This window comes from Halorubrum tropicale (assembly GCF_001280455.1).
Classification (GTDB): domain Archaea; phylum Halobacteriota; class Halobacteria; order Halobacteriales; family Haloferacaceae; genus Halorubrum; species Halorubrum tropicale.
On record NZ_LIST01000004.1, the window covers coordinates 375,408 to 394,011 of the forward strand.

The window sequence follows — 18,604 nt, forward strand, 5'->3', positions numbered from 1 at the left end:
GACGCGCTTACAGCGTGTAGTCGTGTTCGCCGGTCTCGGTCTCTAAGAAAGCCGTCAGCAGGTCTATCGTCGCCTCGACGTCGCCGCCGTCCGCGGTCTCGGTGACGGTGTGGAGGTACCGCGTCGGGATCGAGAGGGCCCCGACGGGCTTCGCGCCCGCCGTGTTCTGGAACCCCGCGGTGTCGGTGCCGCCCGCGGGCAGCACCTCGTGCTGGTGGTCGATCCCCTCGCCTTCGGCCACCTCGGTGAGCCGGGCGTGGACCTTCGGGCTGGTGATCACCGAGGAGTCCTTCAGCTTCACCGCCGTCCCCTCGCCGAGTTCCGTGACGGCGTCAGCGGGGTCGCCGACCTGCGGCACGTCGTTGGCGACGGTCACGTCCAGGGCGACCGCGAGGTCCGGGTCGATGTCGACGCCGAGCGCCCGCGCCCCCCGGAGGCCGACCTCCTCCTGGACCGTCGCCGCGAAGTGGATCGTCACGTCGGGGTCCTCGATGCGCCGGGCGGCCTCCAGCATCGCGAACACACAGATCCGGTCGTCGAGCGCCTTCCCCGTGACCCGGTCGCCCATCCGCGTCGTGGTCTGGTCGAGGGTGACGAGGTCGCCGACGCTCACCGCTTCCTCCACCGCCTCGGCCTCGCGCCCGAGGTCGATGAACACGTCCTTCACTTCGTCGTCCTTCCCCTTCTGCTCCTCCGTGAGCGTGTGCGGCGGGACCGAGCCGATGACGCCCGTCAGGTCCTCGTCGCCGTGGACGGTGACGCGCTGCGCGCGCAGGACGCGGGCGTCGAACCCGCCGAGCGGGTCCACCTGGACGAACCCCTCGTCGGTGACGTGGCGGACCATGAACCCGATCTCGTCCATGTGGGCGGCGACGGCGACCGAGTAGTCCGAGTCGCCCTCGATCGTCCCGACGACGTTGCCCATCGCGTCCGTCCGGACGCGGTCGACGCTCTCGGCGAACTCGCGGCGGACGACCTCGCGGACGTCGTCCTCGTAGCCGGGGACGCCGCGGGCCTCTGTCAGCTCTCGGAGCAGGTCGAAGTCGAAGTCGAACTCGCGTGGCATGTCGGCACGTGGCCGCGCCAGCGACAAAGGTCCGCAGGATCCGGCACGACCGTCGCCCTTCGGGGGAGAGTATTCAACCGTAAATATGTTTATCGTTGTTCCGCAACCCTTTTGCGGGCGCTCGCGGGATTGGACGTGTATGAGCGACGTGAAAGCGGAACTCCGCGAACAGTTCTTAGAGGCCTTCGGCGGCGCCGACTTCCCCGTCCAGAACCAGATGGACCTCGTCCCCGCGCTGCCGGACGGCCCGGCGACGAAGTTCGAGGCCGGCGACGTGAGCTTCACCGCGATGGAGATGGCCGCGAAGCTCGGCAGCGAACAGGAGTTCCCCTACGACACCGCCGAGGAGCTCGTCGACGACATCCTCGACGGGCTCGAGTCGAAGGGGATGATCTGAGTCGGCCGGTCCCGCGAAACGCCTCTTCTCGCCGCACCGCTCCCGTCCCGTAGCCCCCGCTCCGGCGGGAGGTTGATTACCGCGGAGCCGCTACGGCGGGTGTGTTCGCCGATCTCACGACGCTGGTGCCGCGGTGGGTCCTCTGGGGGGTCGGCCTCGGGGCCGTCGCCACCGCGCTCGTCGCGCTCGCGTTCTACCTCGGGGACCGGTTCGTGCCGGCCCCGGCCGCGGCGACGGGTCGCCGCGGCGCCGCGGGCGACGAGCGCCGCCGCCGCGAGATCCGGACGTACCTGGAGGCGGCGGGCGAGCGCTTCGCCGAGGATCACGCGATCGACGAGGTGACGGTCCCCTTCTACCTGCCCGAGCGCGGCGTCGCCATCACCTTCGACGCGCACGACTACTTCCGGCTGGAGGGCGAGGGCGTCTACACAGTCCTCTGCGAGCACGAGATGCCGGGCCGCGGGCTCGGTCGCCGGCTCCCGTTCGACGTCGACGAGCCCGACTGGGCGACCGGCGAGTCCGCCGGGTCGAGCGCGGGGCACGCCGGGCGCTTCGGCGGCGACCGGTTCGGTCCCGCGACCGGGACCGCCGGCCGGCCCGACCCCGTCGGAGACGCCTTCGACGAGCTGGGCCTCGACCGCGACGCCGACCTCGACGCGGTGAAGGGCGCCTACCGCGAGCGCGTCAAGGAGACCCATCCCGACCAGGGCGGCGACGAGGAGTCGTTCCGCCGCGTCCGCGAGGCGTACGCGACCGCCCGCAACCACGCCGACGGCGGGCCGGCGGACCGCGGCGGCGCGCGCCGCGAGCCCTCGGCCGGGTACGGCCGGTGACCGACCGCCGCCCCGACGCCGCGGGCCCGACCGCGTTCGCCGACGCCGCGTTCGCGGAGCGAGCGGTCTACCTCCGCGCCCACGACGCGCTCGTCCTCGCCGACCTCCACGTCGGCCGCGGCGAGGCCTCGGCCGTCTCGCTCCCGCTGGGCGAGCGAGCGGACCTCGCCGACCGCCTCGACGCGCTCCTCGACCGGTTCGACCCCGAGACGGTCGTCGTCGCGGGCGACGCGGTCCACACCTTCGACCGGGTGACAGACAGGGCCCGCGGGACCCTGAACGCGCTCCGCGACCGCTGCGAGGCGAGCGGTGCGCCCCTCGAACTCGTCGCCGGCAACCACGACGCCGCGCTCGCCGACGCCTGGGACGGGCCGGTCAGCGAGGAGCTAGTCCTGAACGGCGACGACTCCGACAGCGGGGCCGCCGGGGCGCCGCGGACCGTCGTCCGGCACGGCCACGAGGCGCCCGCGGCCGGGCGCGCGTCAGCGCCCGCCGACCGCTACGTGATCGGCCACGTCCACCCGACGATCGAGATCGAGGGCGACCGGCGCCCCTGTTTCCTCAGCGGCGCCGGGACCTACCGCGGCGCCGACCTCCTCGTGTTGCCCGCGTTCACGCGCTTGGCGGCGGGTGTTCCGGTCAACGACGCGGTCCGGACCGGGCTCGACTCCCCGCTCGTCACCGACGCGGCCGCGCTCGCGCCGGTCGTGTACGACCCCGACGCCGGCGCCGCCGACGGCGCAGAGAGCGCGCTTCGGTTCCCGCCGCTGGGCGAGTTCGACCGGTTGTTGTGACCGCCCTGCCGGGTGGGTCGACGCGCGGCACCGCCGCGCCCGCGAGGTCTGCGACGAACGTTTATGTGAATTCCGCGTGAGTTTCTCACGCATGGAAGCCGCGAGACTCCACGAGTACACGGACGACATGAGCGAGGGACTGACGATCGACGAGGTCGACCGCCCGACTGCGAGCGGTCCGGACGACGTGATCGTCGAGGTCGAGGGGGCGGGGTGGTGTCAGACTGACAACCACATCATCGAGGGGATGTGGGCCGAGTACGTCCCGCAGGAACTGCCCATGACCCTCGGACACGAGAACGCCGGCACCGTGGTCGAGACGGGGGACAACGTCGACCTCGTCTCGCCGGGCGACCCGGTGATCTGCCACCCGGTCCAGACCTGCGGCACGTGTCGGCCCTGCCGGCTCGGCGAGACGATGTACTGCGAGAACGACGCGTTCAACGGGCTCACGACCGACGGCGGCTTCGCCGAGTACCTCCACACCAGCGAGCGCTCGGTGATCCCGCTGCCGTCGGGCGTCGAACCGATCGACATCGCCCCGCACGCCGACGCGGGGATCACCGCGTACCACGCCGCGAAGAAGGCCGTCGCGGCCCTCAATCCCGGCGACCACGCCGTCGTCATCGGCGTCGGCGGGCTCGGCCACATCGGCCTCCAGTGCCTCGACGCGATGAGCGCGGCCCGGATCACCGCGGTCGACCTCAAGGAGTCGGCGCTGAACCTCGCGGACGGCTACGGCGCCGACCACCTGATCAACCCGAGCGAGGAGGACGTGGCGGTCGAAATCGAGGGTATCACGGACGGAACCGGTGCGGCGCAGGTGCTCGACTTCGTCGGCGAGGACGTGACGACCGCCTACGCCCCCGAGATCACCGCCGCCGGCGGCGACCACCACATCATCGGGTACGGCGGCCACGTCCACGAGCCGGCGCAGGCGCTGGTGAACGGCGAGTTCTCCTTCGTCGGCAACATCGTCGGCCGGTACGCCGAGCTCCAGGAGCTCGTCGCGCTCGTCGAGCAGGGCGACGTCGACCTCCACACCAGCCGGTACGACCTCGGCGAGATCAACGCGGTCGCCGAGAAGCTCGAACACCGGGAGATCGACGGGCGCGCCGTCATCACGCCCTGAGCCGGTCGGCGGTCCCACGCCGCTCATCGTCGCCCTCGTGTTCGCGCTGCCGACGCTCGCCGGAACGCTGATCGGTCCGCCGGTGATCTTCGTCCGTCGGCGGCACGCGGGCGGGTAATGCGCCGCCGCGACCGCTAACTCCTTGTGACCACGGGCCACACCGATCGCGCATGGACGAGAACGGCGCCGGCGCGTCGGACGGGGGCGACGCGACCGACCCCCTCGCAGGCGAGGACCTCTACCGCGTGCTCGGGCCGGACGGGAGTCCACTCCCCGACGCGTCGGTCCCGGACCTGTCGGACGAGCGGTTCCGCGAGATCTACCGCGACCTGGTGGTCACGCGCCGCTTCGACGAGCGCGCGGTGAGCCTCCAGCGTCAGGGCCGCATCGGGACGTACGCGCCCTGCGCGGGCCAGGAGGGATCGGCGGTCGGCTCGACGCACGCGCTCGCGGCCGACGACCTGATCAGCTACCAGTACCGCGAGCACGGCGCGGTCGTCGTCCGCGACCTCCTCGCCGAGTACCTCCCCTACTGGATGGGCCACGAGTCCGGGACGGAAGCGATCGCGGCGGGCAACGTCTTCCCGCTGAACATCGGCATCGCGGCGCACCTCCCGCACGCGGTCGGCGCCGCGTGGGCGTTTGACCACCGCGGCGAGGACCGCGTCGTCGCCTGCCACTTCGGCGACGGCGCGACCAGCGAGGGCGACTTCCACGAGGCGCTGAACTTCGCGGGCGTGTTCGACACGCCGACGCTGTTCTGCTGTCACAACAACGGCTGGGCCATCTCGATCCCCGAGTCGCGACAGACCGCGAGCGACACGTTCGCGGCGAAGGCGACCGCCTACGGCTTCGACGGCGTCCGCGTCGACGGGATGGACCCGCTCGCGAGCTACGCGGTCACGCGGGAGGCCGCCGAGCGCGCGCGAGGCGAGACGGACGGCGCCGGCGGGGACGAGCCGCGCCCCGTCCTCATCGAATTCGTCGAGTACCGCTTCGGCGCGCACACGACCGCCGACGACCCGGGCGCATACCGCGACCCCGACGACGTGGACCCGTGGCGTGCGCTCGACCCGCTCGACCGCACGGAGGCGTTCCTGCGCGAGACCGGGCGGATCGGCGACGAGGGGGTCGCGGCGATACGCGACGAGGCCGACGAGGTCGTCGCCGACGCCATCGACTTCGCGGAGTCGATCGAGGCCGACCCGCGCGACATGTTCGACCACGCGTCCGCCGAGCTCCCGCCCGAGATCCGCCGCCAGCGCGACGAGCTGCTCGCCGCCGTCGAGGAGCACGGCGAGGGGACGTTCTCGCGCGAGGAGTGACGCCGGCGGCGACCCGGTCGCTTCGACGAGGGGCGCACGGTCGGTCGGCTGGGTCCCGCGATCGCCACCGCTATCGGGGCCTCGCCCCCTACGAGTTGGCATGGACGACTCGACCCTCCGGCGGCGGCTGAACGCCGTCCTCCTCCTGTTGGCGGCGAACGCGCTGCTGCTGTTCGGGATCGGACTCCGGATCAACACCCGGTGGACGATCGGCGTGGCCGTGCTCGCGGCGATCGTCGGCCTCGGGCGTCGCGCGGGCGACGACGCCGGCGACGGCTCGTAACCTCTCGACGGGGTTCGCCGGCCTACAGGTACTCGGTCGCCGCGCTCGCCGCCTTCCGACCGCTTTCGAGCGCGCCCTGGATCGACGACCACTCTGTGTAGTCGCCGGCGAGCGTCACCGGCCCCTCGGGGTCGTCGACGCCGGGGAGGTCGGCGTGGACGCCCGGCGGCTGCGCGAACTGCGCGAACCGGATCCGGTGGACGTCGAGCGTCTCTACCCCCTCGAACTCGCGGTCCGGGAACCACGCCGCCAGCGCGTCGCGGACGTCCGCGCGGAGGGCCCGGTCGTCGCGCTCCAAGGACTCCTCGCCGAGGAACGTCGCGGCGACCAGCGCGCGGTCGCCCGGGGCGTACTCGGGCGCGACCTCCGACATCGGGACCACGGCGTTCGGCGACTCGCCCGCGGCGTTGAGCAGGATCCGTTTCCCCGTCTCGAACGACTCGCCCGCGGGGAGCGCGTACCAGCCGGTCGTGTTCGGCACGCCCTCTGTCGGGACCGACTCGACGTCGGTGAGCCGCCGCGCCTCGGGCGGCGAGGTCGCGACGACGACCGCGTCCGCCTCGCGGGTCGATCCGTCCGCGAGCTCGACGGTGGCGCCCTCGGCGTCGGCCGCACCGCTCCGGAACGGGATCCGGCCCTGTCCGGCGGTCCGGACCGCCTCCACGTCCTCGCCGGTCCGGATCTCGACGCCCGCCTCGCGGGCGCGGTCGGCGAGCGCGGCGGGGAGCGCGGCCATCCCCTCTGCGGGGACGCCGATCGACCCGCGGCCCATCGCGCGGAACGTGTACTCGAAGACGTGCTTCGAGGTCGACAGCGTGCGGTCGAGGGTGATCCCGCCGTAGAACGGCTCGACGAAGTTCTCGACGTAGTCGTCGGCGAACCCCCAGTCGCGGAGGTACTCGCGGATCGGCGCGTCCGGGCCGGCGAAGAACTCGGCCTCGTCGCGGTTCGCGAGGTCGTACCGGAGCGCGAGCGTCCGGAGCTTGTCGGAGAACGAGACCTCGTCGTTCAACAGGGAGGGGACCGCGGACCGCGGGTCGCGGAGCGGGTCGCCGAGGACCGAGCGCGAGCCGGGCCGACAGATCGTCGCGCCGGGCGCGAAGGTGCGTAAGTCGAGGGCGTCGAGCCCGTCCACGCCGAGTTCGCGGTCGACGCCGGGATAGCTGGAGAAGAGCACCTGAAAGCCGCAGTCGAGCGTGAACCCGTCGACCGTCTCGGTTCGGACTCGGCCGCCGACCCCGGGCCGTCGCTCGTACAGCGTCACGTCCGCGCCCGCCTCGGCGAGCCGCCTCGCCGCGACCAGCCCCGCCAGTCCGCCGCCGACGACCGTGGCGTCTCCGTTCATGCTTCGAGTATCGGGTCGCGGGTTTATAAGCGGCGGCGGGATCGGATCGCGGACGTCGCGGTGAGCACGCTTGTTGTCGGGGGCGCGCGAGTCCCACGCGTGGACCGCGTCGCGGTCGGTCGGTGGCTGTCCCTCGCCCTCGTCCCGCTCGGCGTCTGGCTGTCGGTCGGCGGTCCGGGCGCGAGCGGCGCGCTCGGCGCGCCGGTCGCCCTGTTCGGGCTGGTCGGGTTCGGGCTGTCGGGCTGGCTGTTCGACCCGGACGCCGCTCCGTCGAGGAGTGCCATCGACGGGCGGGCCGCGGACCTCTTCCAGGTCGGCGCCGCGCTCCTGGCGTTTGCGTTTCTCACCGTCGTCTTGGGACGATTCGAATCTCCCTCGGCCGTTATCGCTTCGCTCCGGTCTCCGGGGCCGCTCGCGCTCGTCGCCATCGTCGCCGGGACATTTCTCGGCGGCGGGCTGGCGGCTCTGACGCACCGGTGGGGCCGGCTTCGAGCCGTGAGTCAGACGGGTCGGTTCCGAGCGATCGGCGGTGCCGCCACGTTCGGGACCTACCTCGCGCTCCTCGTCGCGGCGCCCTCGGCTGCGTTCCTGTACGCCGCGGTGTACGCGCTCAGTCGGTTGATCGCGCTCTTCCGACTGCCGCCCTCCTCGCAGTGGTGACATTCTGGAGCCGGTGAGCGGTCCGGATTCGACCGTGTCGCGGCGTCGGACTCAGGAGATCATAACCCGACGGCCGACGCGAGCGCCCACGAAGCCCCAGCCGGGAGGCGGGCGCACGCTCGCTGCGCGCTTCAGTCGCTCACTTCGTTCGCTCCTTCCAGTGCTTGCGTCGCCTGCGCCCGCCTCCCGGCTGCCCCTTCGAGTCCCACCCCGCACGGCACCGCACCTCACGCCTCCCCAGCCTCGCGGCTCGGTCGGGGCTCCCTGCGGTCGCCCCTCACTCACCGCGTCCCTCGCGCGTGCGACTCGTGCCCTACGGCCGCTCGTCGGCACGCACCACCGCGTTGTCGTGGTGTCAGTCTGCCGGCAGCCCGTCTCGGAGTGCGAAGCGATTAGTCGCCGCCGCCGCAAGGTTCGCTATGGCTGACTTCGAGACCACGCCGGCGTTTCGCGGGCTGGAGAGTCGGGCGTCGGGACGCGTCCACGAGACCGCCGACGCGGCCGCGATCGACGACGACGAGCGGGCGCGCGGCCTCGACCCTGTCTACGACTACGACGCGGTCGACCCGGACGACCTGTTCGACCCCGCGGCGCGGGGCGGCAGCGGCGACGCCCGGGCCGCGCCCGCGACCGCGAGGGGCCACTGGCGCTTCGACGCGCTGCTCCCGTTCCCGGCCGCGGACGCGCTCACCGCGGGCGAGGGCGCCACGCCGCTCGTGGCGACCGACCGGCTCGCCGGCGAGCTCGACGTCGACGCGGTGTACGTCAAAGACGAGGGGCGAAACCCGACGGGGACCGTCCTCGACCGCGGGCTCTCGCTCGCGATGACGGCGGTCGCGAGGCGGGCGGCCGACGGCGCCGACGTGGAGCCGCTCGTCTGCGCGAGTCCCGGCAACGCCGGGCAGTCGATGGCGGCGTACGCGGGCCGGGCGGACCTGCGCTCGTACGCGTTCGTCCCCTCGCGCTGCGCGTTCTCGAACAAGTCGATGACGAACGTCCACGGCGGCGAGATGCGCGTGGTCGGCGGGCGCTTCCCGGACGCCGCCGAGGCGGTCGACGAGCAGCTGGAGACCGAGTACACCGACCTCGGCGAGTTCGTCACCCCCTACCGCCACGAGGGCGCCAAGACGGTCGCGTTCGAGCTCGTCGCCGACCTCGGCGACGCCCCCGACGTCGTCGTCGTCCCGACCGGCTCCGGCGAGGTCGTCACCGGCGTGTACAAGGGGTTCGACGAGCTCGACCGGATCGGCGCGATCGACGGGACGCCGAAGGTCGTCGCGGCGCAGGCGGCGGGCTGCGCCCCGATCGCGGCCGCCGTCGAGCGGGGCCTCGACGAGCCCGAGCCGTGGGGGACGCCCGACACCATCTGCGGTGAACTGGAGATCGCGGACCCTGCCGGCGGCGCCGCGGCCGTCGCGGCGGTCACCGAGAGCGGCGGGACCGCGGTCGGCGTCGACGACGACGACATCCTCGCGAGCGCGGTCGCCGTGGCGCAGAACGAGGTCGTCGAGATGGGCGCCACGGGCGGCGCGGCCCCCGCCGGCGCGTGGGCGCTCGCCGAGGAGGGCTTCTTCGACGGCGACGAGACCGTCGTGCTGCTCAACAGCGACGCCGGGCTGAAGACGCCCGACGTGCTCCGCAGCCACCTGATGGGACAGGGGATCTAGACGGACCCGTCGGTCAGCGCTCGGTGCGGCTCGCGCGCTCCTCGCCCGTCACTCGCCCCGCGCGAGCAGGCCGGTCGCGAGCAGCGCGAGCGCGGCCGCGACGGCGCCGAACCCGGGCGACTCCGCGCCCGTGTCGCCGGCGCTCTCCCCGTCGCCGCCGTCGGTCCCGTCCGAATCTCCGGTCGTCGAACCGTCCGACGCGTCGCCGTCCCCGGAGCCGTCGCCCGAGGAATCGCCGCCGTCGGAGCCGTCCCCGTCAGACGAGCCGCCCTCGGCGCCGTCCGTCGACTCGCTGCCGTCGCTCCGTAGCTCGACCACGGCGTTCGACAGCGTCGTCGTCGACTCGATCACGCTGCGCGGCGCCGGCTGGTTGAGGTGGTTCACGTTCATCACCACGTAGCTGTCCTCGGCGCCCGCGGTCGTGCTGGCGTACGGCTCCTGGTCGAGGATCGCGGCCTCGGAGTCGGTGACGATGATCAGCTCGGGGTCCGTCTCTAGGATTACCTCGTCGGAGAGCTGCGGGTACGCCTCGTACTCCGCGGCGGCGTTGTCGGTCCCGCCCGCGGTCATGATCGCGTCGATGAAGGTGTTGTTCGCCGCCACGTAGCCGCCGCCGAGGGGGTAGAGGGCGGTCGGCCGGTCGACGCCGCTGGTCCGCTCCTCGGCCGCCTCCACCGCGTCGTACATCTCCGCGTTGGTCTCGCTCGCGGCCTCGCACGCGCCCACGAGTCGACCGATCGTCTCCGTCTTCTCGGCGATGTCGCCGATGCTCGTCGCCGCCGGGAAGTGGTAGACGGTCAGCCCCTGCTCGCGGAGCGGCTCCACGTCGGCCGCCGAGGAGTTCGGCGCCAACACGAGGTCGGGCTCGGTGTCGACGACGCGCTCGACGCTCGCGCCGAACGAGGCGGAAACGTTCGCCCGCTCCTCGGCGCCGTCGAGGTAGAAGGCGAACTGGCTCACGCCGACGACGCGGTCCTGCGCGCCGAGCTCCCACAGCGTCTGCGCCGCAGACGGGGAGATCGTCGTGATCCGGTCGGGGCGCTCCTCTAAGGTTATCGTCTCGCCGGTGGCGTCGGTCGCGTTGTACGGGAAGCCGCAGGCGCCGTCGGTCTGCGCGGCCCCCGCGCCCGTCGCCGCCGCGCCGACCGCCGGCTGCGCGCCCGCGGTGGGCCCGTCGGTCGATATCGTCGACTGTGCGCCCGCCGCCGTCCCGGCGACGCCGCCGATCAGGGCGGTCGTCACCAGCACGGCTATCGCGATCGCGAAGCTGTCTCGCATCGCGTCCATGACCGGACTCGTCCAATAAGTATTTACCTACTACAAGTTGTGTTGGAGTACGCATGCGACCATGGGTTCGGTCGGCGTACTGGTCGGCGGCGGTAGCCGCGCTCCTCGCGGTCGCCGTCGTGGTCAGCGCCGCGATCGGTCCCGTCTCCGTCCCGCCCGAGACCGTCGTGAAGTCGGTGCTGAACGCGCTCGCGGTGCCAGCGGGGATCGAGACGAGCGCCAGCGGCGTCGGTCCGCTGCCGGTCCCCGGCGTCGGACCGCTGACGCTCCCGGGCGTCGACCTGACGTTCGCGTCCCCGTTCGCGTTCCCCGTCGACTCGGTCCACCAGCAGATCGTCGTGGGCGTGCGGCTGCCGCGGATCCTGCTGGCCGCGCTCGTCGGGTTCGCGCTCGCGGCCGCCGGCACGGTGATGCAGGGCTTCTTCCGCAACCCGATGGCCGACCCCTCGATAATCGGCGTCTCCTCGGGCGCGGCGGTCGGCGCGGTCGCGTACATCGTCTTCCCCGCCGCGCTCTCGGCGACGGTCGCCGTCCCCCTCTTCGGGCCGGTCGAGGTCGCGCTCTCGCGCGGCGCCGGGACGAGCCTCTTCGCGTTCGTCGGCGCGCTCGCCGCCGCCTTCGGCGTGTACGCCATCGCGACCCGGGGCGGCCGGACGCCCGTCGCCACCCTCCTCCTGGCCGGCGTCGCGGTCCAGACGTTCCTCGGCGCGGTCGTCTCGTACCTCCAGCTCCAGGCCGGCGAGTCGCTCCGCCAGATCGTCGCGTGGCTGATGGGCCACCTCTCCGGCGCGGCGTGGAGCGAGGTCGCCGTCACCGCCGTCGTCGTGCCGCCGCTGTTCGCCGTGCTGCTCGCGTACGCCCGCGACCTCAACGTCCTCCTGCTCGGCGAGGAGGAGGCCCGAGGGCTCGGCATCGCCGTCGAGCGGACCAAGCGCGTGCTGCTCGCCGCCTCGGCGCTGGTCACGGCCGCGGGCGTCGCGTTCGCCGGCGTGATCGGGTTCGTCGGCCTCATCGTCCCGCACATGCTCCGGCTCGTCGTCGGCCCCGACCACCGGGTGCTGCTCCCGACCGCGGCGCTTTCCGGCGGCACCTTCCTCGTCGCGGCCGACACGCTCGCGCGCTCCGCCCCCGCCGAGTACCCGGTCGGGATCATCACCGCCGCGGTCGGCGCGCCCTTCTTCGTCTACCTGCTCGTGACCCGGGAGGTGACGGAGCTGTGAGCGCGGACCGCCACGCGGACGCCGAGGCGGCGGACGGCGAGGAATCCGTCGCCGAGGCGGCCGAGGCCCGACCCGCCGCCGCGCGCGACGGGTCGGCGTCGCTCCCGGGACCGGGGTCGCTCCCGGACACCGCTCGGTCGTTCGGCGACGACCCGCTGCTGTCGGTCGCGGACGTTGCCGTCTCGTTCGGCGACCTCGACGTCGTCTCCGGGGTCGACCTCCGCGTCGAGCCGGGGTCGCTCGTCGGCCTCGTCGGCCCCAACGGCGCCGGCAAGACGACGGTGTTGCGCGCGGTGACCGGGGCCGTCGAGCCGGACGCCGGGACCGTCGAGATCGGGGGGGACCCGGCGGCGTCGCTGTCGGCCAAGGCGGTCGGGCGCCGGGTCGCGAGCGTCCCGCAGGCGACGAACCTCGCGTTCGACTTCCGCGTGCGCCACGTCGTCGAGATGGGGCGGACCCCGCACCTCGGGCGCTTCGACGCGCACGGCGTCGCGGACGACGAGGCGGTCGACGCCGCGATGGCCGCGGCCGACGTCGAGCGGTTCGCGGACCGCTCGATCACCGAGGTCTCCGGCGGCGAGCGCCAGCGCGTCCTGCTCGCCCGGGCCCTGGCGCAGGCGGCCCCGCTCCTCCTCCTGGACGAGCCGACCGCCAGCCTCGACGTGAACCACGCGGTCGAGACGCTGGAACTGGTCCGCGCGTTCGTCGACGACGGCGACCGGGGGGCGATCGCCGCGATCCACGACCTCGACGCCGCGGCCCGGTACTGCGACGAGGTCGTCGTCCTCGCGAACGGCGGCGTCCGGGCCGCCGGCCCGCCTGAGGACGTGCTCTCGGCGTCGACCGTCGGCGCCGCCTTCGACGCCGAGGCGTTCGTCGGCCGCGACCCGGCGACCGGCGCGCCCGCGGTGACGGCGTTCCCCCACAGCGACGTCGGGCCCCGGCGCGTCCACGTGATCGGCACGGGGCGCCCGGCGGCGCGCGCCGTCGCCCGGCTGGCGGCCGCGGGCCACGAAGCCTCCGTCGGCGTCGTTCCGGCGGGGGACGCCGCCGCCGGCGCCGCCGCGGACGCGGGCGCGACCGCCGTGACGGCGCCGCCGTTCGAGGCCCCGTCCGCGGCGGCGGTCGCGGCGGCGCGGAGTCTCGCGGCCGACGCGGACGCGACGCTCGTCGTCGGGTCGGAGGGCCTGGGCCCCCCCGACGCGCCGCGCGGCCCGAACGCCGAGGTGGCCGCGGCCGCCGACCGGGTCGTCTCGGTCGCCGCCGACGCGAGCGGCGCGGAACTGCTCGACGCGGTCGCGGCCGCGACCGCGGACGAGGAGTGAGCCGTCCGCGAAGCGTCACCGTTTATTCGCTCGCCCGCGTCTCGCCGACGATGAGCGTCCCCTGCGTCGCCGTCGACCGCGAGCGCGGCGAGACCGTCCGGAGCCGGCTCGCCGACGCCGACGCCCTCGACGGCGACCACCAGATCGCCGTCGACGGCGACACGATCTACATCCCCGTCGCGGACCGCGATCGGGTCCCGGCCGACCTCGCGGCCCACGTCGTGGAGCGCGACGCGGCGGCCCGGGACCGCCCCACGACGCCCGCGGAGATCCTCGGCTACGAGCCCTCGATCGAGCGGCTGGGCGACATCGTCATCGTCGACGAGGACGACGACGACCGCGCCCGCGAGATCGCGGACGCGGTCATGGCCGCCGACCTCCCCTGCGACACGGTCCTCAACCGCGCGTCGCCGATCGAGGGCGAACTGCGGGTCCGTCAGTGGGACGTGCTGGCCGGGAACGGCACCGAGACGGTCCACCGCGAGTACGGCCACGAGTTCGCGCTCGACGTCGCGGAAGTGTACTTCTCGCCGCGGCTCGCGACCGAGCGGCACCGCGTGGTCGAGCAGGTGGAGTCCGGCGAGTCGGCGGTCGACATGTTCGCCGGCGTGGGACCGTACGCCGTCCCCATGGCCGCCCGCGGCGCCGACGTGGTCGCGTGCGACCTCAACGAGCGCGCCGTCGAGTACCTCCGGGAGAACGCCGAACGCAACGGCGTCGCCGACCGGGTGACGGCCGTCGCGGGCGACGTCCGCGAGATCGCCGAGTCGTGCGCCGACACCGCCGACCGGCTCGTGATGAACCTCCCGCACTCCGCGGACGAGTTCCTCGACACCGCCGTCGCGCTCGCGGGCGACGACTGCGTGATCCACTACTACGACATCCAACACGAGGACGACCCGTTCGGCCCGGGCCGGCGCGCGATCGAGGCGGCCGCCGGCGACGCCTACGCCGTCGACGTCGAGACCGAACGGGTCGTCCGGTCGTACGCGCCACACGAACACAACGTCTGTCTCGACGTCCGGCTGACCCGCGTCGACGGCTGACCGCGCCGGTCGGTCCCGCCCCGGTACCGACGGCACAGACACGTCAGGCCGCTCACTTATGCGTGCCACTCACTACCGTGAACGTGTATGAGCGACGCCGAAGACCCCGCGGAGCGCATCGACGAGACGACCACCTGGCCGGACTTAGCGATCGGGCTGTACGACCGCCTCACGGGCCGAAACGCCGAAATACACTATCAGTTCGAGGATATGACCGTCGAGGTGCCGAGCGGGACCGGCGACGACGCCGAGCACGCCGAGTGGCGCGTCGACGGCGGCGTCCGGGTCACCACGCGTGAGCGGGAGTGAGTCCGGGCGGCGCCTCTCGGTCGAGACCGAGGACCTGACGCTCTCGGTCGACGGGGTCGACGCCGCGGTCCGCGCGACCGGCCGCCGCCTGTTCGTCGAGGTCGACAGCGTCGGCGACGCCCTCCGCATCGCCCGGCGGCTCCCGGCGGAGTCCGTCTCGACCCTCGCGACCGCGGAGCTGGTCCGGGGCGGTCTCACCGCCGAGGTCAGGGTCCGCGGGCGGACGGTCGCGGTCGCGGGCGCCGACGCGCGGCCGGGGCCGCTCTCGCACCGCCTCGGCGTCGCGCCCGCGGAACTGCGGCTCGCTGGCGTCGTCGGCGCCGGGTACGCCGGGCTCTCCGGGGAGGTCCGTCGCGCGCGGCGGCTGTTCGCGTAACGCGAATCAGCACCCGCGCGAGCGCGTCGGGCGGTCCGGTCGCTCGCGAGGGAGCGTCGAGACAGCGAGAACGCCGCGTCGCCCCGACCCTCCTCGGGGCGACGCGGCCGGGGCCCGTCACATGACAAGCGGTCGCGGCGGCGGTCGGCGGACCAGAGGCGATTCTGCGCTTGGCGCGTCGGAGACGCGTTTCACACGGTAGCCGCGACGGGACGCTGCTGGGGATGACGGCCGCGTCGAGTCGCCGTGGGGCCGGCGACCGACGTGACTATCGCCGCCCGGTACGGGCTTCGACCGGGCACGCACCGCCGAGGGATTCGATCCCCGCCGTCTCGGCACGCGGGCGGTGTCATCACGTCTGAATTCAAACCCGAACACGTATTTAGTCTTTTTCCTTATACACTTGTGAATTATTTCGCTTTCTTGTGAGTATCGAGACAGGATACGACCTAACACGAGACGATTGTCAGATTGCCACCGAGACAATTCGCCGATTCCGTCGCGGGAGTCGGCGCGTCGGATCGCCGCCCCGTCCCCGTTTCGGAACCCTTATTTTTCCGTCCGGGAATTGTCGAATGCGTGCCGGAGTAGCTCAGCTGGCAGAGCGATTCCTTCGTAAGGAATAGGTCGAGGGTTCAAATCCCTCCTCCGGCTCTTGTGACGGTGCGACGCCGAACCGGTGAGCGACGGGACTCCCGACCGCTGACGTGAGCGCGGTTCTCGGAGCCGATCAAGCCGTTCCGATCGTTCGGTCACCGGCTCCCGGAAAACTATTTATATTCTAAAAATAATATTAGGTGTGTGGTTATTTATCACGGAGTCTTATCGGCGTATATGCGACCAGAATACGACTGCGACGGCGAAGAAATGTACGAGTGTTTCAAATGCGGCCGGCGGACTGGCTCGCCCGGCGAGTGCGAGTGCGGGGGCGAACTGCTTCACATCGGTCGCTCGCGGGACCTGTGAGCGTGGCCGAACCGGGCCGTCTCCGGGCCGTCGACGGCGCGGTCAGTCGCCGGTAGCGTCGCCCTCGCCGCCCGCGTCCTCTCCCTCGCCGCGGTTCCCGCCGTCCTCGTCGACTCCGCCCGCGTCTCCCTCCGGATCGTAGTCCGGCAGCGAGAGGACGTTCTCGCGGCCCAAGCGGAAGCCGTCGAGGTCGCCCTCGTCGCGCAGCCCCGTCACCACCTGGCTCGTCTTCGCGGCGGTCCAGTCCAACCGCTCGGCCACCTGCTTCTGTTTCATCCGGCCTCCCTCCGACTCGATCAGCCGGAGCACCTGCTCCTCGTTGCTCAACAGGTCGCCGTCGACGGGCCGCGGCTCGTCCGAGTCCGGCTCCGACGCGTCGCCGTCGTCGTCGCTGGCCGTCGGCTCCGCCGTCGAGTCGCTCGCGGCCGCCGCGCTCTTCGGGGCGCCCGAGCCGTCCGCCGGCGCGTCGCCGGTCGCCTCGGTCTCGGCGTCTCCGCCCCCCGCGGGCGCCGCGGGCTCGGCGTCTCGACGACGGTAGGCGACGGCGGCGCCGGCGACGACGAGCGCCCCGAGGAGCGCGGCGACACCGGCGGTCGGGACCCCCGAGAGCGGCCCCGCGGGCGCGACGGAGATCCGCGGCTGGCCGGCGGAGAAGTCGACCGGCCCGTTCCAGACCACGGACCGCTCCCGCACCTCGCTCGGCTCGGGCGTCGTCTCGCCGAGGCGGTACCCCTCCGGCCACGAGACGATGAGCGACGAGGAGTCGTCGAGGAACAGCCCGTCGACGGCGTCGCCGACGCGGAGCCGGTCGCCGTCGACGGCCGCGAAGTTCGTCCACTCGAACCGGTAGGTCAACACGCCGTACGCCTGCGGAAGCTCGCGCCGCTCGGCGGTCACGGTCGCGTTCGACACGGTCATGTTGCGGCCCGTCGCCGTCTCGGCGGTCTCCGCGGTCGAGGCCATCCGGTCGCGGAACCGGGTCGTGTACGCTTCCGTGTCGTTCTCCACGTCCACGCGGAGCTGTTCGAACGCCCGCTCCTCCTCGTCGGTGCCGAGCCGGATCCGGTACTCGACGGTCCACCGCGCGTCCCCGTCCGGCTGGACGGCGACCTCCATCGACACGTCGTCCGGTTCGACGTCCATCTGAGCGAACCCGCCCTCGAACGGGACCGCGCCGGCGCCGCCCGCGCTGAGCGCGAGGCCGACGGCTCCGAGGAGGGCGATGACTGCGAGGAGGATCGGCGCTCGCTGCACGCCGTGAGCGACAGACCGTGTGAATAAATTCCTTCTCATCCCCGACCGGCGACGTTCCCAGAACCGAGCGCTCTCACCCGTCGCGCTGCGCCCCGCTCACGCATCGCGGCCCGGGTGGGCGTCGACGACGCCTCGCGGGGACGTCACCGACGGTTCGTCGCCGTCCTGCTCGGATTCGTCGTCGCTCGACTCGTCTCCTTCGGATCCGCGGTCGTCGGACCCGCCCGCCCCAGGTCCGCCGCCGGACCCGTTTCCGTCGGACTCGTCCGGGGGGCCGCCGGGGGCTGCCCCCGGCTCGTCGTCGGCCTCGTCCCCGTCTCTGGGGTCGGACCCGTTCGGGGCGCCGTCCTCGCCGTTCCCGTCCAGCGGTCCTCGGCGTTCGCTTCCGTCGTCCGCGTCCGACTCGCCGTCCTCGCGGTCCTCCTCGTTCGGGGGTCCGGCTTCGTCGTCCTCGCCGGGCCCCCTGTCGTCCGGCGGGCCCCCGGCTTCGGGCCCGCGGTCCTCCGGCGGCCCGCGTCCGGACGCGACCGGTCCGCCAACGCCGTCGCCGGCCACGCCGCGGGCGATGGCGGCGACCTCGGGGCCGCTGAGCGCGCTCGCGCGCTCGCGCAGCGCCGTCAGTCGATCGCCGTCCACGCCCGCCTCGCTGCGGACGGCGGCCGGGAGCTCGGCGGCCGCGCTCGCGCTCCGGTTCAGCCCGCGAGAGAGCGTCTCGATCCGCGCGGTCGTCGTCGCCATCCGCGCGGCGTACTCCCCCTGACTCAACTCGCCGGCCGCGCGGCGCTCGCGCAGCGCCTCCTGCCGCTGCTCCAGCTCCGCGAGGCGCGCTTCGGTCCGGTTCAGTCGCTCCGCCACGACGGCGGCGCGGCTCTCGTTGCCCGCCGCCTCGCGGAGCCCGACCGCGAAGGCGCGCGACTCAACCTCGCCTTCGATCTCGGCGCCCTGGACGCCGACGACGCCGGCGAGCTGCTCGCCGGGACTCAGGTCGAGCGTCGCGTTCTCGGCGCCCGAGTCCGCACCGCTCCCGTTCGGCGCGTCGGTCTGTGCGGTCACCGCTCCCGCCGGCGCGGCGGCGGCGGCCCCCGCGATCACCGCGGCGGCGACGGCCGCGACGACGAGGCCGGCAATCCATCGGTTCATCACCAGCGGGTACGCACTCCGTCCGTATATACCCGGAACTCCGTTAAGTCGGATCAACGCGGATTAATCGCCCGACGTGAGGGAGGCAGTGCGGTCCAGGGGAACAGTCGCGTCGCCGAGGGAGCGATCCCGCAGGGGGCGCGCGGTCCGGACCGATCGCCGTCACCGCGCGAACCCGG

General features: G+C 73.2%; 19 protein-coding genes and 1 tRNA gene. 15 read left to right on the forward strand and 5 right to left on the reverse strand.

What is annotated here, in order from left to right; genetic code table 11:
- Positions 1-7: 7 nt before the first annotated feature.
- Positions 8-1,066, reverse strand: coding sequence for a M42 family metallopeptidase (locus AMR74_RS12195; RefSeq protein ID WP_053772326.1), 1,059 nt, complete (start codon positions 1,064-1,066; stop codon positions 8-10).
- 139 nt (positions 1,067-1,205) lie between these two features.
- Between AMR74_RS12195 and AMR74_RS12200 the strand changes: the two genes are divergently transcribed.
- The 6 genes from AMR74_RS12200 (at position 1,206) to AMR74_RS12225 (ending at position 5,830) form a co-directional block, all read left to right on the forward strand.
- The gene (locus tag AMR74_RS12200; protein WP_053772327.1) at positions 1,206-1,463 is read left to right on the forward strand and encodes an MTH865 family protein; all 258 of its coding nucleotides are present in this window, start codon (positions 1,206-1,208) and stop codon (positions 1,461-1,463) included.
- A gap of 101 nt (positions 1,464-1,564) precedes the next feature.
- The gene (locus tag AMR74_RS12205) at positions 1,565-2,296 is read left to right on the forward strand and encodes a J domain-containing protein (RefSeq protein WP_053772328.1); all 732 of its coding nucleotides are present in this window, start codon (positions 1,565-1,567) and stop codon (positions 2,294-2,296) included.
- Complete coding sequence (locus AMR74_RS12210; protein WP_053772329.1) at positions 2,293-3,090, forward strand: metallophosphoesterase; 798 nt, start codon at positions 2,293-2,295, stop codon at positions 3,088-3,090. The genes AMR74_RS12205 and AMR74_RS12210 overlap by 4 nt, the downstream gene beginning before the upstream one ends.
- 91 nt (positions 3,091-3,181) lie before the next feature.
- Positions 3,182-4,222, forward strand: a complete 1,041-nt coding sequence (locus AMR74_RS12215; RefSeq protein WP_053772330.1) for an NAD(P)-dependent alcohol dehydrogenase — start codon at positions 3,182-3,184, stop codon at positions 4,220-4,222.
- A 170-nt stretch (positions 4,223-4,392) separates the two neighbouring features.
- Positions 4,393-5,547, forward strand: a complete 1,155-nt coding sequence (locus AMR74_RS12220) for a thiamine pyrophosphate-dependent dehydrogenase E1 component subunit alpha (protein WP_053772331.1) — start codon at positions 4,393-4,395, stop codon at positions 5,545-5,547.
- A gap of 100 nt (positions 5,548-5,647) precedes the next feature.
- The gene (locus tag AMR74_RS12225) at positions 5,648-5,830 is read left to right on the forward strand and encodes a hypothetical protein (protein ID WP_053772332.1); all 183 of its coding nucleotides are present in this window, start codon (positions 5,648-5,650) and stop codon (positions 5,828-5,830) included.
- A 22-nt stretch (positions 5,831-5,852) separates the two neighbouring features.
- Here AMR74_RS12225 and AMR74_RS12230 read toward each other — a convergent pair whose 3' ends face one another.
- Positions 5,853-7,175: an NAD(P)/FAD-dependent oxidoreductase gene (locus AMR74_RS12230; protein WP_053772333.1), complete on the reverse strand. Its 1,323-nt coding sequence runs from the start codon at positions 7,173-7,175 to the stop codon at positions 5,853-5,855.
- A 99-nt stretch (positions 7,176-7,274) separates the two neighbouring features.
- Between AMR74_RS12230 and AMR74_RS12235 the strand changes: the two genes are divergently transcribed.
- On the forward strand, positions 7,275-7,835 hold the full coding sequence (locus AMR74_RS12235) for a hypothetical protein (RefSeq protein ID WP_053772334.1): 561 nt from the start codon (positions 7,275-7,277) through the stop codon (positions 7,833-7,835).
- Positions 7,836-8,254: 419 nt separating this feature from the next.
- A complete protein-coding gene (locus AMR74_RS12240) occupies positions 8,255-9,502 on the forward strand; it encodes a pyridoxal-phosphate dependent enzyme (RefSeq protein WP_053772335.1) in 1,248 nt (415 codons plus the stop codon).
- Between the two features lie 48 nt (positions 9,503-9,550).
- Here the strand turns inward: AMR74_RS12240 and AMR74_RS12245 are convergent, their stop codons facing one another.
- Complete coding sequence (locus AMR74_RS12245) at positions 9,551-10,780, reverse strand: PGF-CTERM-anchored ABC transporter substrate-binding protein (RefSeq protein ID WP_053772377.1); 1,230 nt, start codon at positions 10,778-10,780, stop codon at positions 9,551-9,553.
- A gap of 62 nt (positions 10,781-10,842) precedes the next feature.
- Between AMR74_RS12245 and btuC the strand changes: the two genes are divergently transcribed.
- The 7 genes from btuC to AMR74_RS18540 all read left to right on the forward strand — a co-directional run bounded on the left by btuC (position 10,843) and on the right by AMR74_RS18540 (position 16,031).
- Complete coding sequence (gene btuC / locus AMR74_RS12250) at positions 10,843-12,009, forward strand: vitamin B12 ABC transporter permease BtuC (protein ID WP_053772336.1); 1,167 nt, start codon at positions 10,843-10,845, stop codon at positions 12,007-12,009.
- A 155-nt stretch (positions 12,010-12,164) separates the two neighbouring features.
- On the forward strand, positions 12,165-13,334 hold the full coding sequence (locus AMR74_RS12255; protein ID WP_394324739.1) for an ATP-binding cassette domain-containing protein: 1,170 nt from the start codon (positions 12,165-12,167) through the stop codon (positions 13,332-13,334).
- A 50-nt stretch (positions 13,335-13,384) separates the two neighbouring features.
- Positions 13,385-14,380, forward strand: a complete 996-nt coding sequence (locus tag AMR74_RS12260; protein WP_053772338.1) for a class I SAM-dependent methyltransferase — start codon at positions 13,385-13,387, stop codon at positions 14,378-14,380.
- A gap of 87 nt (positions 14,381-14,467) precedes the next feature.
- On the forward strand, positions 14,468-14,689 hold the full coding sequence (locus tag AMR74_RS12265) for a hypothetical protein (protein ID WP_053772339.1): 222 nt from the start codon (positions 14,468-14,470) through the stop codon (positions 14,687-14,689).
- Positions 14,676-15,065 carry a hypothetical protein gene (locus tag AMR74_RS12270; RefSeq protein ID WP_053772340.1) on the forward strand — a complete coding sequence of 130 codons (390 nt, stop codon included), beginning with the start codon at positions 14,676-14,678 and terminating at the stop codon, positions 15,063-15,065. The genes AMR74_RS12265 and AMR74_RS12270 overlap by 14 nt, the downstream gene beginning before the upstream one ends.
- A 581-nt stretch (positions 15,066-15,646) precedes the next feature.
- A tRNA-Thr gene (locus AMR74_RS12275) sits at positions 15,647-15,719 on the forward strand.
- Positions 15,720-15,932: 213 nt separating this feature from the next.
- Positions 15,933-16,031 carry a rubrerythrin-like domain-containing protein gene (locus tag AMR74_RS18540; RefSeq protein ID WP_240471161.1) on the forward strand — a complete coding sequence of 33 codons (99 nt, stop codon included), beginning with the start codon at positions 15,933-15,935 and terminating at the stop codon, positions 16,029-16,031.
- Between the two features lie 42 nt (positions 16,032-16,073).
- Here the strand turns inward: AMR74_RS18540 and AMR74_RS12280 are convergent, their stop codons facing one another.
- Positions 16,074-17,285 carry a helix-turn-helix transcriptional regulator gene (locus tag AMR74_RS12280; protein WP_053772341.1) on the reverse strand — a complete coding sequence of 404 codons (1,212 nt, stop codon included), beginning with the start codon at positions 17,283-17,285 and terminating at the stop codon, positions 16,074-16,076.
- Positions 17,286-17,381: 96 nt separating this feature from the next.
- Positions 17,382-18,425 (reverse strand): hypothetical protein, encoded by a 1,044-nt coding sequence (locus AMR74_RS12285; RefSeq protein WP_053772342.1) that lies wholly within the window; start codon positions 18,423-18,425, stop codon positions 17,382-17,384.
- Positions 18,426-18,604 lie beyond the last annotated feature (179 nt).

Bases quoted from the DNA above. Each gene is read 5' to 3' on its own strand.
- AMR74_RS12195 (WP_053772326.1), bottom strand. From the start codon at position 1,066: ATGCCACGCGAGTTCGACTTCGACTTCGACCTGCTCCGAGAGCTGACA.
- AMR74_RS12200 (WP_053772327.1), top strand. From the start codon at position 1,206: ATGAGCGACGTGAAAGCGGAACTCCGCGAACAGTTCTTAGAGGCCTTC.
- AMR74_RS12215 (WP_053772330.1), top strand. From the start codon at position 3,182: ATGGAAGCCGCGAGACTCCACGAGTACACGGACGACATGAGCGAGGGA.
- AMR74_RS12220 (WP_053772331.1), top strand. From the start codon at position 4,393: ATGGACGAGAACGGCGCCGGCGCGTCGGACGGGGGCGACGCGACCGAC.
- AMR74_RS12225 (WP_053772332.1), top strand. From the start codon at position 5,648: ATGGACGACTCGACCCTCCGGCGGCGGCTGAACGCCGTCCTCCTCCTG.
- AMR74_RS12230 (WP_053772333.1), bottom strand. From the start codon at position 7,175: ATGAACGGAGACGCCACGGTCGTCGGCGGCGGACTGGCGGGGCTGGTC.
- AMR74_RS12240 (WP_053772335.1), top strand. From the start codon at position 8,255: ATGGCTGACTTCGAGACCACGCCGGCGTTTCGCGGGCTGGAGAGTCGG.
- AMR74_RS12245 (WP_053772377.1), bottom strand. From the start codon at position 10,780: ATGCGAGACAGCTTCGCGATCGCGATAGCCGTGCTGGTGACGACCGCC.
- btuC (WP_053772336.1), top strand. From the start codon at position 10,843: ATGCGACCATGGGTTCGGTCGGCGTACTGGTCGGCGGCGGTAGCCGCG.
- AMR74_RS12260 (WP_053772338.1), top strand. From the start codon at position 13,385: ATGAGCGTCCCCTGCGTCGCCGTCGACCGCGAGCGCGGCGAGACCGTC.
- AMR74_RS12265 (WP_053772339.1), top strand. From the start codon at position 14,468: ATGAGCGACGCCGAAGACCCCGCGGAGCGCATCGACGAGACGACCACC.
- AMR74_RS18540 (WP_240471161.1), top strand. From the start codon at position 15,933: ATGTACGAGTGTTTCAAATGCGGCCGGCGGACTGGCTCGCCCGGCGAG.
- AMR74_RS12285 (WP_053772342.1), bottom strand. From the start codon at position 18,425: ATGAACCGATGGATTGCCGGCCTCGTCGTCGCGGCCGTCGCCGCCGCG.